General features: G+C 43.1%; 10 protein-coding genes and 1 pseudogene. 4 read left to right on the forward strand and 7 right to left on the reverse strand.

The window, feature by feature from the left end:
• Positions 1 to 152: 152 nt before the first annotated feature.
• Positions 153 to 2919 (forward strand): annotated as a pseudogene (gene polA / locus ACZ8ZH_RS14535) (DNA polymerase I).
• Positions 2920 to 3062: 143 nt separating this feature from the next.
• On the opposite strand, the gene ACZ8ZH_RS14540 reads toward polA, so the two are convergent.
• The 5 genes from ACZ8ZH_RS14540 to ppx are packed head-to-tail and all read right to left on the reverse strand — an operon-like array spanning position 3063 to position 8178.
• Complete coding sequence (locus ACZ8ZH_RS14540) at positions 3063 to 3632, reverse strand: YggT family protein (RefSeq protein ID WP_004979206.1); 570 nt, start codon at positions 3630 to 3632, stop codon at positions 3063 to 3065.
• A gap of 25 nt (positions 3633 to 3657) precedes the next feature.
• Positions 3658 to 4488 carry a pyrroline-5-carboxylate reductase gene (gene proC / locus ACZ8ZH_RS14545; RefSeq protein WP_119064930.1) on the reverse strand — a complete coding sequence of 277 codons (831 nt, stop codon included), beginning with the start codon at positions 4486 to 4488 and terminating at the stop codon, positions 3658 to 3660.
• A gap of 28 nt (positions 4489 to 4516) precedes the next feature.
• Positions 4517 to 5863 (reverse strand): tRNA lysidine(34) synthetase TilS, encoded by a 1347-nt coding sequence (gene tilS / locus ACZ8ZH_RS14550; protein WP_119064929.1) that lies wholly within the window; start codon positions 5861 to 5863, stop codon positions 4517 to 4519.
• Positions 5800 to 6624, reverse strand: a complete 825-nt coding sequence (locus ACZ8ZH_RS14555) for an acetyl-CoA carboxylase carboxyltransferase subunit alpha (RefSeq protein ID WP_086209830.1) — start codon at positions 6622 to 6624, stop codon at positions 5800 to 5802. Before ACZ8ZH_RS14555 ends, tilS begins: the two co-directional genes overlap by 64 nt.
• A gap of 30 nt (positions 6625 to 6654) precedes the next feature.
• Complete coding sequence (gene ppx / locus ACZ8ZH_RS14560; protein WP_086209831.1) at positions 6655 to 8178, reverse strand: exopolyphosphatase; 1524 nt, start codon at positions 8176 to 8178, stop codon at positions 6655 to 6657.
• Positions 8179 to 8441: 263 nt separating this feature from the next.
• On the opposite strand from ppx, the gene trxA reads away from it, so the two are divergent.
• From trxA to ACZ8ZH_RS14575, 3 genes are all read left to right on the forward strand, one after another.
• A complete protein-coding gene (gene trxA, locus ACZ8ZH_RS14565; protein WP_086209832.1) occupies positions 8442 to 8768 on the forward strand; it encodes a thioredoxin in 327 nt (108 codons plus the stop codon).
• Positions 8769 to 9099: 331 nt separating this feature from the next.
• Positions 9100 to 10368: a transcription termination factor Rho gene (gene rho / locus ACZ8ZH_RS14570; RefSeq protein ID WP_004692266.1), complete on the forward strand. Its 1269-nt coding sequence runs from the start codon at positions 9100 to 9102 to the stop codon at positions 10366 to 10368.
• Positions 10369 to 10777: 409 nt separating this feature from the next.
• The gene (locus ACZ8ZH_RS14575) at positions 10778 to 11023 is read left to right on the forward strand and encodes a hypothetical protein (protein WP_470247765.1); all 246 of its coding nucleotides are present in this window, start codon (positions 10778 to 10780) and stop codon (positions 11021 to 11023) included.
• A 134-nt stretch (positions 11024 to 11157) separates the two neighbouring features.
• Here ACZ8ZH_RS14575 and ACZ8ZH_RS14580 read toward each other — a convergent pair whose 3' ends face one another.
• Together ACZ8ZH_RS14580 and pheT are read right to left on the reverse strand one after the other, a co-directional pair.
• On the reverse strand, positions 11158 to 11454 hold the full coding sequence (locus ACZ8ZH_RS14580; RefSeq protein ID WP_004649746.1) for an integration host factor subunit alpha: 297 nt from the start codon (positions 11452 to 11454) through the stop codon (positions 11158 to 11160).
• Positions 11451 to 13832 (reverse strand): phenylalanine--tRNA ligase subunit beta, encoded by a 2382-nt coding sequence (gene pheT, locus ACZ8ZH_RS14585; RefSeq protein WP_470247766.1) that lies wholly within the window; start codon positions 13830 to 13832, stop codon positions 11451 to 11453. Before pheT ends, ACZ8ZH_RS14580 begins: the two co-directional genes overlap by 4 nt.
• Positions 13833 to 13920 lie beyond the last annotated feature (88 nt).

Raw genomic sequence — 13920 nt, forward strand, 5'->3', positions numbered from 1 at the left:
TCTCTTTTTCTCATCTTCAAAGAATACATCAGCTTGGCGTCACTATTTAAGCGCTGAACGGTAACCATCTATGCCAATCGGTACATCAATACACTTTGTTCTGTGGCAAAATCACGTACAATGAACAGGTTATTTGGATAAGGAATCTTGCAATGCCACCATTTGTCTTGGTCGATGGCTCATACTTTTTATTTCGTGCTTTTCATGCTTTGCCACCGCTCACCACGTCAACTGGCTTACATACCAATGCAATTCGTGGGGCAATTTCTGCGATCCAGAAACTGATGCGTCGTACTCAACCAACGCATATGGCGGTCATTTTTGATACCCCTGAACCGACTTTCCGTCATGTGCTGTCGCCCATTTATAAAGGTGACCGCCCAAGCATGCCTGATGAATTATCGGAACAAATTCCATACTTGCATGCCTTGATTCGTGCCTTGGGTATCCCTTTATACATGCTCCCAGGTGCAGAGGCGAGATGACATCATCGGGACTTTAGCCAAACGTGCAGAGGCCGCGGGACAGCAAGTGCTGATTTCCACAGGCGATAAAGACATGGCACAGTTGGTGACCGATAAAGTCACCTTAGAAGACAGCTTTAAAGACAAGCCGATGGATGTGAATGGCGTATTTGAAAAGTTTGGGGTGTGGCCAAACCAAATTATTGACTATCTGACCCTAATGGGCGATGCCTCTGACGGCATTATGGGCGTTCCAGGTGTCGGTGCCAAAACTGCGGCAAAACTGTTAACAGAATATGGTTCGATTGGTGGCATCTTAGAAAATGTCGATAAAATTAAAGGCAAAGTCGGTCAAAACATCAAAGAACATGCCGATGGCATTGCCCTAGATCACCAACTGGCAAGTATTGTCTGTGACTTAGAGACAGGGCTGACCTTTGACGATCTTAAACTGCAAGACCCGAATACCGAAGCCTTACGTTCACTATATACCGAACTGGAATTCCGCCAACAGTTGCAATCATTGGATCATCCAAATAATCCCAATAGTGCAACCTACAAACAAGCAACGCAAGAAATTGTTAAATCAGCACAATCTGAAACCGTTATCAATACGGAAGATCAAGCCGTCCAAAGCAGCGTCGATGACCAACTGGGTCAAGCGAACTACCATACTGTGCTCAGTGCAGAACAGTGGGCATCATTATTCAAACGTTTAAGTACAGAAAAACGTTTTGCCTTTGATACTGAAACCACCAGTTTAGACTATCGCGTAGCGCAAATTGTCGGTTTTTCGGTCGCATTTGATGCGCAAGATGCCTATTACGTTCCACTTGCACATGATTATGAAAATGCACCTGTGCAACTAGAGCGTGAACAGATCTTGGCACAAATCAAACCGATTTTAGAAGATGAGTCGGTTCAGAAAATTGGCCATCATTTGAAATATGATGCGCATGTCTTAGAAAATCATGGCATCGAGCTAAAAGGCTGGTACTTCGATACCATGTTGGCATCTTATGTACTCAATGCTGTAGCAACGCGTCACGGGATGGATGACGTGTCACGTCTCTACCTCAGCCACTTAACCACCACGTTTGAACAAGTAGCAGGTAAAGGCGCAAAACAGAAAACCTTTAATCAAATTGAGATCGAAACCGCTGCACACTATGCTGCCGAAGATGCCCATGTAACCTATCGCCTGTTTGAAGTGCTCGATGCCAAACTGCAAAAGCACCCTGAACTGGTCAATATTTTACACAATGTCGAAATGCCAGTGGCCCGTGTCCTGACCATCATGGAAGAAAACGGCATTGAGCTCGACTTAGACTTCCTCGACCAACTCGGTGTTGAGTTTGCCAATACCATGGCCAATCTTGAAAACCAAATTACCGAACTGGCAGGACAAAGTTTCAATGTTAGCTCGCCGAAGCAAGTCGGTGAGATTTTGTTTGATAAACTCGGACTCAAGGGTGGCAAAAAAACCGCAACGGGCCAGTACAGTACCTCTGAAAGTGTTTTAGAAAAAATTGACCACCCGATTACCGAGCTCATTTTAGACTATCGCGGTTTATCTAAACTCAAAAGCACCTATACCGATGGCTTATTAAAACAAGCCAATAACGATACCCATCGTGTGCATACCAGCTACCACCAAGCACTGACCGCAACAGGCCGTCTGTCTTCGACCGATCCAAACCTACAGAACATTCCTGTGCGTGAGGAAATTGGACGTCAAATTCGTAAAGCCTTTATTGCACCGCAAGGTCGCGTGTTATTGGCAGCCGATTATTCACAAATCGAACTGCGTTTAATGGCGCATTTCTCACAAGATGAAGCCTTGGTTGATGCCTTTAATCATGGGCAAGATGTACACCGTCGTACTGCGGCTGAAGTCTTAGGTATCGCCCTCGAAGATGTCACGTCAGACCAACGTCGTCAGGCCAAAGCAGTCAACTTCGGTCTACTCTACGGCATGTCTGAATTTGGCTTAACCCGTCAACTCGGTTTTAGCCGCGAAGAATCGCGTGGCTATATTGCGAAATACTTCCAACGTTATCCGGGCGTGCTCGACTATATGGAACGCACCCGCCAAATTGCACGCGAACAAGGTTTTGTCGAAACCATTTTGGGTCGTCGCTTGTACACGCCAGATATCATGGCAAGCAATAAAATGATCAAACAAGCGGCCGAACGTGCTGCAATTAATGCACCACTACAAGGTTCTGCTGCGGATATTATTAAAATGGCGATGGTTGCAGTTGATCAAATGCTACCGAAAGATCAAGCCAAAATGCTACTACAAGTACACGATGAATTGGTTTTTGAAGTCGATGAAGCTATTGCAGATGAATTGGCACCACAGCTTGCTAAAGTGATGCAATCGGTCTTGAATATTTCAGTCCCTCTTGTAGTTGAAGTTGGCAAAGGTCGAAACTGGGATGAAGCCCACTAAAGCATTTGCGCCTTCCTCCTCCAAGGAGGAAGGCTGGGATGGAAGCTATTTGTCTCCTAAAAGTAAGATCAACGTCTTCATCTAAAAAATTTCAGCCGTAAAAAAAGGACTCGCAATCGAGTCCTTTTTTATTCGCTACAATCTTATAAACCAGTGAGCAGAACAATCGCCACTTCATTCATAATCATTTCAGCAATATACAGCGCCAAGAACGCTACAATTGGAGAAAGGTCAATCATGCCCATATTCGGCAATAAACGGCGAAACGGCGCCAGTAAAGGTTCCGCAAGCTCCTGAATTACCTCAATATAAGGCGAGCGTGACTGCGTAAACATCACCACCCAACTTAAAATAATCGTTGCAAAAATCAAGTAACGACAGAAACGAATCAAGTCCTGAATCATGGTCACAAAAGTTAAAATAACCAAATGCACAGGACTATTTGGCATCGCTCCAGAGAGATACATGACACCAAAAATTTTCAGTAAGTACAATAAAACCAAAAGCACTAAAGCCGCTAAGTTAACGCGACCTTTCGCTACATTTGGAAAAATACGACCAAACATATCCACAATTTTTGTGGCTTTTACGGTCGACATCACCACTGGGTTATAAAAGTTAACCGCTGCCAATTGCATGAGAAAGCGGAAGAACACCAGTAAAATTGCAACGTTAATAATGATGCCAAAAATTAGCGCAGAGTTTGCACCCATACTTGAACTTTCCTAAATAAAACGATTATTTGCTACTTTCACTTAGCTCTTGAGCAAGTTCCTGACTGCGTTTTTGAGCAGCAGCCAATGCAGCTTGGATATTTTGTGAAATTTGTGCACGATCAAACACTTCAAGTGCCGCTTGGGTTGTACCATTCGGTGAAGTGACATTTTTACGCAATTCAGCTGGTGTATTTGAGCTGGTAATTGCCATTTGCGCCGCACCCAATGCAGTTTGCAACGTCAATGCCGTTGCCACTTTTTCATCTAGGCCGAGGTTTTTACCTGCACGGATCATGCTTTCCATCATATAGAAAAAATAAGCAGGACCTGAACCAGAGACCGCAGTCACCGCATCAATCTGCGCTTCCTCACCTACCCATAAAGTTAAGCCAGTCGCAGCAAGTACTTGGCCCGCCAAATCACGGTCTTCTTTATCTACAGCCTCAGTGGCATATAAACCATGCGCACCTGTTTGTACTAAAGCAGGCGTATTTGGCATTACACGCACAATACGATCACTGCCAGCGAGTGCAGCAATCGTGGCAATTTCAGCACCTGCAACAATCGAAATAATCAACTTACCGTCAAATAAACCGTTTAATGGTTTTAAAACATGGGCTAAAACTTGAGGTTTAACCGCTAAGACCACGACATCGGCTTCACGAATAGCAGATGCGTTATCCTCAGTCACCACCAAGTCTTTTTCAGCCAATAAATGACGAACTTGTTCAACAGGATCAGAAACCGTAATGCGAGTTGAAGGTAAACCACGTGAAATCAAGCCACCAATGAGGGCTTGAGCCATGTTACCACCGCCGATAAAACAAATATTACGATTCAGCACTGCGCTCATGATTATTTCTCTATCTCGAATTTTTTAACTAAGCAATTAAATTTGGTTGCCATCCACCCGCTTCACAATAAGCTGACTCGATCAACCAAAATCCTTTAGGCGTAAAAACACCAAGCATAACATTATCTATGCTTAATATTTGTATTGTGTGACGTTGCCATGGAAAAATTTGTGCACTTTGAATGGCTTTTTTCAATGGCCAAGCCCCAACACGCCCATGTAAATGTAATTTTTCCCCGCCTAAACGTGGTTTTATTTGTAAAGGCTGCTCTAATAATTTAGCAGACAGCCCATATTTTTGTGTTTCAATCTGATATTGCCCAGATGCCAGATTATAGCTTTGATGTAGGCTAAAATGCTGTTCAATTGGTTCAAGTGTCTGAGATTGCTCCGCCAAATACTCGGTCTTATGGACTCGAAAGAGTTGCTGTTGATAACGCACATAATAGTATTGATTCCAATGCAAAGCGGCCTGAGCATCGACTTTGGATTCAATCACCTCATCAAATAGGCGTTGTACCATATCAAAAGCAGGACGATATAAGTCCTCACCTTTCATCCAAGCAGACAACAGCTGTCGCTGTCTCGGTGCTGATAACTGACGAAATGAAGTTAAATTTAAAACTGAAGCATCTCCACAACTGGCCCAGTCTTGCGCCAACACATCGGTCAAAATGGATTCAGCATCTTGCATCAAATAACTGGTACGTGCCAAAGCTTGCTGCATTTTCGGAAAGCGTTGTTCTAAGGTTGGCCATAATTCGGCTCGACACCATGCCCGATCATAACTGGTATCAAAATTGGTTTGGTCTTGAATATTTCTCAGTTGCATATCAGCAGCCCACAGCTCAATTTGCTGTCTGGACAAAGCCAATAGCGGGCGCCAAATTGTAAATTGCTCTCGTATGTCGAGGCTCTGCATGGCGGCAAGTCCATGAATCCCTGCACCAGAGAGTAATCGGAGTAAGATAGTTTCGGCCTGATCTTGTTGATGATGCGCGAGAACTAAAATTTCATTGGCAAGAAGATGCTTCTGAAAGGCAGCATAACGTGCACTGCGGGCTTGGCTTTCTACATTGCCTGTATCAACATCCACCGCTTGAATCACACATGGAACATCCAAGACATAGCACTGTTCTTGAACAAAGCTGCCCCACTGTGGACTGACATCCTGCAATTGATGATCAATATAAATGGCGCGAGTGCGCTTGGGAAATAAATGAGACATCAAATGGAGTAGTAACATGGAATCCATGCCACCACTACATCCGATTAAAAAATGAGGCTGTTCAGGTGTATCCTGAAACTCGGTTAAGACGCTAGTCCTAAATTGTCGCTGCCAAACTTCATTAAACGTTGGTAACGTGCTTCGCATCGTTCATTCGCATCCATCGGTTGCAACTCAGCCAAAGCATCTTTTAAAACAGTTTTTAAAGCATGCATGACCTGTTCTGGGTGGAGGTGAGCACCTTCACCTTCATCGACCACATATTCAACAACACCCATTTTCTGTAATTTTTCAGCAGTCAATGCCAAAGCTTCACTAGCTTGCTCTGCTTTTTCAGCTGTTTTCCATAAAATAGATGCACAGCCTTCAGGTGAAATGACCGAATAAATACTATGGGACAACATCACCACACGGTCAGCCACGCCAATGCCCAGTGCGCCGCCTGAACCACCTTCACCAAGGACAGTTGCAATCACAGGCACTTTCAAGCTTGAAAGTTGTGCCAAAGACGTTGCAATTGCTTCAGCCTGACCACGTTCTTCTGCACCCACACCTGGATATGCACCCATGGTGTCAATAAAGGTAAAGACGGGTAGATTAAAACGTTCAGCCATATCGAGTAAACGTTGTGATTTACGGTAACCTTCTGGGTTACTCATACCAAAGTTATGTTGTAACTTTTCACGCGTACTACGACCACGGTGTTGACCCACAATCATGACTGGCTGACCATCAAAGCGAGCTAATCCACCGATCATTGCACCATCATCACCAAATAAGCGATCACCATGCAAAGCATCAAATTCGGTAAAAATTTCACTCACATAATCTAAAAATTGCGGACGCTCAGGATGACGTGCAATTTGAACCGTCGTCCATGCTTTGGATTGCGCAGCTTTATTCTTCATAGCTCAACCATAAATCCCTAATTGACCAATTTATTCATCGACAAATTGTTCTGATTGGATATCCAGCTCAACATCCCAATGCTTAAATTGCGCCTGCTCATCATGCAAGTCTGCAACCAGCAAAGGCCATTGCGCGGCATTACCAGAAACACTCAGTTGCCATTGTTGCGCATTGCCTACTGTTAATTCAATGGCAGGAAGCATCTGATCGCTACGACTATGATTGAGTAAAACAGCAAGGCGAAGTAGCAAACACAGATAGACTAATTTGTTGCCGCCGACTTTCATCACATCGACACGCGCGTCACTGCGCAGCTTACGGCGATGATGCGCTACCAAATGTGACAAATGGTTTTGATCAATTTGTGAGAAGCCCGCAATGTCCGAATGTTGCAATAAATATGCACCATGACGATGGTAGCCAGCATGGCTAATCGCCAAACCAATTTCATGCAGATAAGCTGCACGACGCAGTAAATCACTGTCTTCTGTAGTTAATTTTAGTGACTCTGCCACACCATCAAACAAATGTTGAGCCATGTTCACAACTCGTTCCGCTTGTTTTGGATCGGCGTTATAACGGCCCATCAACGCTTGTACAGAACGATCTCGGATATCTTCATGTTGAAAACGCCCCAGTAAGTCGTACATGACCCCTTCGCGCAGGGCACCATCTGAATACACCAACTTATCTAGTTCAAGTACATCAAAAATGGCGTAAAGAATAGCAATCCCGGCTGGCAAAACTGCTCGACGGTCTTCTTTTAAACCATCAAACTCCATCTCAGAGACGTGTTTATATTTGAGCAATTTTTCTTTAAGCTTATCTAAACCGTCACGGGTCAGTTCTTCTTTTTCATTACTCCAGCCCATATTTACGGTAATTTGACGACACGCTTTGATGGTTCCACTCGAACCGACCACCGTATCCCAACCCGCTTCTTTATAGGTATTGGCAATCCCTGACAGCTCCTTACGTGCTGCGACCACGGCTTTATCAAAACTTTTTTGGTTTATTTCACCATCGACAAAGAAGGCTTTGGTAAACGCCACACAGCCCATTTGTAAAGATTCGGTATGAATCGGCTCAAATTCTTCACCAATAATCAGCTCAGTTGAACCACCGCCGATATCAATCACAAGGCGACGTCCACTGTTCTCCATGGTGTGGGATACGCCCAAATAAATCAAACGTGCTTCTTCACGGCCAGCAATAATTTCAATATGTTTAGGTAAAATTTCTGCCGCTTTTTGAATAAACTCATGACCATTTTTAGCTTGACGCAGCGCGTTGGTCGCCACAATTCTTAAACGGTTTGGTTGAACTGAACTTAAACGACCAACAAAGCGGGATAAACAGGCCAAACCACGCTGCTGTGCAGCTTCTGTTAAATTTTTATTTTCATCTAAACCCGCAGCTAACTGTACCTTTTCTGACATTGACGCAACTTTTTTCACTTCGCCATGATCCACACGTGCAATTGCCAAGTGGAAACTGTTCGACCCCATATCGATGGCAGCAAGTAACTCTTCATCAATCAAAAAATCAGACATGATTTAATATAAACCTATACAGAATTGTGCTTAGATTAATTCACCTCCATGCAATTTAAAAGCCATTTATGGTCAGAAATTGACGAGCTTTTAAAATTTCAGCATATATGACAATTGTGTTACACGATCAGTAACATTGAGAGCTCCAATTAGACAAATTCAAACTAAAGGTTGAAAATTTAGTAATCCATCTACTCAGTGATAGCAGGCTATGACATACTATTAGCCATAAAACTATCCAAAAATTGAAACTGGAGCTATCCATGTCTGGCAATATCGTAAATACAACTGATACTAACTTCGACGCTGATGTACTTCAATCAGACGTTCCTGTGCTTGTTGACTTCTGGGCAGGCTGGTGTGCGCCATGTAAAGCGATTGCACCTGTATTAGAAGTATTGGCGAACGAATACGAAGGTAAAGTGAAAATCGTTAAAGTTGACGTAACTGCTTGTGAACAAACGGCTGTGAACTACAACATCCGTAACATTCCTGCACTATTGATGTTTAAAAATGGTGAAGTTGTGGCTCAACAAGTGGGCGCTGCACCAAAATCGAAACTAACTGCTTTCATCGACGAAAACATTTAAACCTCGATTTAGAGCACATCATGAAATACGCTGTTTAAACAACAGCGTATTTTTTTCGGCTATAAATTGACAAGTTTGACTTTCTCTCTTATATTGCTTGCTCAAGAGATAAAGGATTATCCAATCCTGTCATTTTCTTAAAAGACACAACACATAAGATCGCCGCTCGGCAATACAAATTGTTTTGACACGCTTCTCTTCAAACAATGAATCAGTCCTCTGAATTGTTATTGTGCAAATACAATTGCGTTACTTCATTGCATGTCCGCGGCTAAATGTTGCTTCCTTTTCATCCTGTATCCTAGAATTTTTGATTCTTATCTGACCTCCTATGAATTTAACCGAACTCAAGAAAAAACCGATTGGCGAACTCATCAAAATTGCTGAATTTATGGGCCTTGAAGGAATGGCTCGTAACCGTAAGCAAGACATTATTTTTGCCATCTTAAAGCGCCATGCGATGAATGGCGAAGAGATCTTTGGTGATGGCGTTTTGGAAATTCTGTCAGATGGCTTCGGCTTCTTACGCTCTGCAGCAGGTTCTTACCTTGCAGGTCCAGACGACATTTATGTTAGCCCATCTCAAATTCGTCGTTTTAATCTCCGTACTGGTGACACCATTACGGGAACGATTCGCCCACCAAAAGAAGGCGAACGTTATTTTGCACTGTTAAAAGTGAATCAAATTAACTACGACACCCCTGAAAACTCTCGTAATAAGATTTTATTTGAAAACCTAACGCCATTATTCCCGACTGAACAGTTGGTGATGGAACTTGGTAACGGCACCACTGAAGATTTAACTGCACGTGTAGTCGACTTAGTTGCACCCATTGGTAAAGGTCAACGTTCAATTATCGTTGCGCCGCCAAAAGCGGGTAAAACTATGTTATTACAAAACATCGCCCAGTCGATTGTACGTAATAACCCAGAGTGCTTCCTCATCGTTCTTCTGATTGATGAACGTCCTGAAGAAGTAACAGAAATGGAACGTACAGTTCGTGGCGAAGTGATTGCGTCAACGTTTGATGAATCTCCTGCTCGTCACGTTCAAGTGGCTGAAATGGTGATTGAAAAAGCCAAACGTTTGGTTGAACACAAAAAAGACGTTGTGATTCTTCTCGACTCCATTACCCGTTTAGCACGTGCATACAACACCGTTGTGCCTTCATCAGGTAAAGTTTTAACTGGTGGTGTCGATGCACATGCACTTGAGCGCCCTAAGCGTTTCTTCGGTGCAGCACGTAATATTGAAGAAGGTGGTTCACTGACCATCATTTCTACAGCCTTGATTGAAACAGGCAGTAAAATGGATGAAGTGATCTACGAAGAATTCAAAGGTACTGGTAACCAAGAAATTACGCTAGACCGCCGTATTGCTGAAAAACGTGTCTTCCCTGCGATGAACATCAAAAAATCAGGTACACGTCGTGAAGAACGCTTAATGTCTGAAGATAACCTTCGTAAGGTCTGGATTTTACGTAAGTTACTTCATACCCAAGATGAACTCGCAGCAATGGAGTTCCTACTTGATCGTATGAAAGAAACTAAAACCAATGATGATTTCTTTGACCAAATGAAACGTAAAGCAACCAGCTAATCTGACTAATCTTATAAAAAGGCTGTCTCTAGGACAGCCTTTTTATTTGGTTGACACCACTTACACAATGAAACATTTCAAAGCACGGTATGTAAACTTATTTGCAAGTTTTTGATAAACAAAAATTTGAAATAAAAAAGCTCCATCTTTTTAGATGTTTATTCGGCATTTATCCAATATAAACCCTGCTATTAATTGTTATTTTCTGTTAAAAAATCACTGTTTTTAGACCATTTTTATCAATTTTTTCACCTTAGCTAGTAGCAATTCAAAATGCGCAGTGATAGCATATTTGCAGACCAGTTAGACTGCTCCTGCGTTGTTAGTCCCTAACAAAATTAGGAACAATAAAAGCATACAACAGACTAACGTCGGTTTTTTTTAATCTCATATTTTAGAGAGTGATGCCATGTTATTCAAAAAAATCGCTATTGCTGCTGCAGTTGCTACTACTTTAGCTTTCGTTGGCTGTGCTAAGAAAGAAGAAGCTCCTGCTGCTGCTGCTGCTGCTGCATCTGAAGCTGTTCAAGCTGCTTCTGAAGTTGCTGTAGACGCTGCTGCTGCTGCTTCTGAAGCTACTGCTGCTGCTTCTGACGCTACTGCTGCTGCTTCTGACGTTGCTGCTACTGCTGCATCTGAAGCTAAAGCTCACTAATCACTTTCGATTAGTCAGTAAAAAAGAGAGCCCTTGGCTCTCTTTTTTTATGCTGAAAATTTAGTTTAAGACTTTGCTACCCATTATCAGTAGCAAGTCAGCTTAAACCTACACCTGAAGCAAAAAAAAGCAGATCAATCGATCTGCTCATTTCCCACACGCTGGCGGAATTTCTGCCCTGCGCGGAAGGTCACTACACGGCGTGCAGAAATCGGAATTTCTTCACCCGTTTTCGGGTTACGACCTGGACGTTGACGTTTATCACGCAACTCAAAGTTACCGAAACCAGAAAGTTTAACTTGCTCACCAGAGATTAGCGCTTGGCTAATCTCATCAAAAAACAACTCGACCATTTGTTTAGCTTCACGACGGTTTAAACTCGTGAGCTCACTTAGATGGTCAGCCATTTCCGCTTTTGTTAATGCTGTCATGAAGCCCTCAATGTCGCCTGATAAGTGTTTTCCAACACGTGTAAAATATGATCCATACCGGATTTAATTTCAGCATCTTCAAGCGTGCGCGATGGGTGCTGCCAAAGAAGTGCAAATGCCAATGAACGCTTACCTTCTTCAACGCCTTGCCCAGTGTACACATCGAACAACCAAGTCGAGTCTAAAAGCTCACCACCTGTTTTTTCGATAAGTTGCTGAATTTCACTTACATTTATCTTATCACTAATTAAAAGCGCAATATCACGTCTAACCGACGGAAAACGTGATAATTCTGTAAAATTAGATACACAAGTTTGCAAAACAGCCGATTGATCAAGTTCAGCCACCCAAGTTATGCTCAAATCCAGTGCATCTTCTAAAGATGGATGTAATCGACCAAAGTAACCAATAGATTGACCATGGACTAAAACCTCAGCAGACTGACCCGGATGCAACCAACTACGTTCAGAGCGAACATATTCAACCTGCACACGACCTGCTGCCAATACTTCTTCAATTTCGCCTTTGAAATCAAAGAAATCCATAGCTTGAGGTTTAGCATGCCAAGTTTCTGACGTTTTTGCACCTGTTGCAATCACTGCAAGGGTAGGAATTTGTTTCAAATCATGAATAGATTCAGCATCTTGATAGTCGAAACGTAAGCCGAGTTCAAAGAAACGCACACGACTTTGTTGGCGGTTTACGTTATATTGCACACACGGAATCAAACTAGAAAGCAGTGTTGAACGCATTACTGCTAAATCGCTTGAAATCGGGTTAGCCAAAGCTAAAGGATTCACAGCCGCATTGAGTTGCTTCTCAAGCTTTAAGTCTGCAAAGCTAAAGCTAATTGCTTCTTGATAACCCAAAGTCACGAGGGTTTGACGAAGCTGAGCCACTTCAAATTGGTCTTGATATTGAGCCAATTGCGCTTCAATTTTTGGCAAACTGATTTGAATATTGTCATAACCATGAATACGCGCAACTTCTTCAATCAGGTCTTGGTAGATCGCCATATCATAACGGTGTGAAGGCGGAACCACTGACCACTGACCTTCTGCTTTAACCGTCACAGCACAACCTAAACGGGTCAATGCATCCGCAATAAATCCAGCATCTACGCGATAACCAAGCAATTGATCCACTTGCGCTTGTTCCAGCTCAATCGCTTCACGCTTCGGTAAAACTGCCGTTTGTTCTACAGTCGTAATCGGACCGAACTCACCACCCGCCAATTCTGCAATCAATTGTGATGCACGATGCATCGCTAGCATTGGCAGTTCAAAATCGACACCACGCTCATAACGCTGCGACGCATCCGTATGTAAACCAAAACTACGCGCACGGCCCGCAATAGCTAATGGAGCAAAGAATGCAGACTCTAAGAAAATGTCTTGAGTTTCATCACTAACAGATGAAGACAAGCCACCCATGATGCCTGCAATCGCCAATGCTTTTTCATCATCCGCAATCACCATGACTTTTTCATTGAGCTCAACTTCTTGTTCATTCAGTAGAACAAATTTTTCAGTTGCATTCGCTTGACGAACTTGAACCGAACCTTGAATTTTTGCCGCATCAAAAGCATGTAACGGTTGACCCAACTCCATCAGTACATAGTTGGTAATATCAACCAAAATACTGTGCTGACGAATCCCTGAGCGAACCAAAGCACGTTCCATCCATTCTGGGGTTACTGCTTTGGTATTCACATTTTTAATCACACGACCTAAATAGCGCGGGCAACCTTCAGTGCTCACCACAACTTTTTTCTCATCGGCAATAGTTGCAGCTACAGCATTAATTTCAGGTGCAGTCACGGTCAGTTGATTAATCACCCCAATTTCACGAGCAATACCACGAATACTGAAACAGTCACCACGGTTTGGCGTGATGCTGATATCAATCACATGATCATCAAGCTGTAAATACTCACGAACATCCACACCGACAGGTGCATCTGTAGGCAATTCTAAAAGACCATCAATTTTATCTTCTAAATCAATTTCAGACGCACCACACAGCATACCTTGTGATTCAATGCCACGAAGTTTGCCTTTTTTGATTTTGAAATCACCTGGAAGCACCGCACCAATGGTTGCCACAGGGGCCTTCATACCAACCCGCACGTTTGGCGCGCCACACACAATTTGCAATGGTTCACCTGAACCAATATTGACGGTTGTTACACGTAAACGGTCTGCATCAGGATGTTGTTCTACGGTCAACACCTCGCCAACCACTACGCCAGTGAACGGTTTTGCCGCAGGCGATAAGTCATCGACTTCTAAGCCCAACATGGTTAGTTGGTCAGATAACGTATTGCTATCAACGGCTGGGTTCACCCATGTACGCAACCAATTTTCGCTAATTTTCATAAATTCAATTTCCTTAATCTCCCCCTAACCCCTTCTGTATAAAAGAGGGGAAAACCACGTACTCTATTTTTGACTGTGGAAGTCCCCC

It is taken from the genome of Acinetobacter sp. SW-226 (assembly GCF_055632855.1).

Excerpts from the sequence above, each read along its gene's own strand:
- proC (WP_119064930.1), bottom strand. The coding sequence starts at position 4,488 with ATGAGCGCAGTGCTGAATCGTAATATTTGTTTTATCGGCGGTGGTAAC.
- ppx (WP_086209831.1), bottom strand. The coding sequence starts at position 8,178 with ATGTCTGATTTTTTGATTGATGAAGAGTTACTTGCTGCCATCGATATG.
- ACZ8ZH_RS14580 (WP_004649746.1), bottom strand. The coding sequence starts at position 11,454 with ATGACAGCATTAACAAAAGCGGAAATGGCTGACCATCTAAGTGAGCTC.
- ACZ8ZH_RS14555 (WP_086209830.1), bottom strand. The coding sequence starts at position 6,624 with ATGAAGAATAAAGCTGCGCAATCCAAAGCATGGACGACGGTTCAAATT.
- ACZ8ZH_RS14575 (WP_470247765.1), top strand. The coding sequence starts at position 10,778 with ATGTTATTCAAAAAAATCGCTATTGCTGCTGCAGTTGCTACTACTTTA.
- rho (WP_004692266.1), top strand. The coding sequence starts at position 9,100 with ATGAATTTAACCGAACTCAAGAAAAAACCGATTGGCGAACTCATCAAA.
- trxA (WP_086209832.1), top strand. The coding sequence starts at position 8,442 with ATGTCTGGCAATATCGTAAATACAACTGATACTAACTTCGACGCTGAT.
- pheT (WP_470247766.1), bottom strand. The coding sequence starts at position 13,832 with ATGAAAATTAGCGAAAATTGGTTGCGTACATGGGTGAACCCAGCCGTT.
- ACZ8ZH_RS14540 (WP_004979206.1), bottom strand. The coding sequence starts at position 3,632 with ATGGGTGCAAACTCTGCGCTAATTTTTGGCATCATTATTAACGTTGCA.
- tilS (WP_119064929.1), bottom strand. The coding sequence starts at position 5,863 with ATGCGAAGCACGTTACCAACGTTTAATGAAGTTTGGCAGCGACAATTT.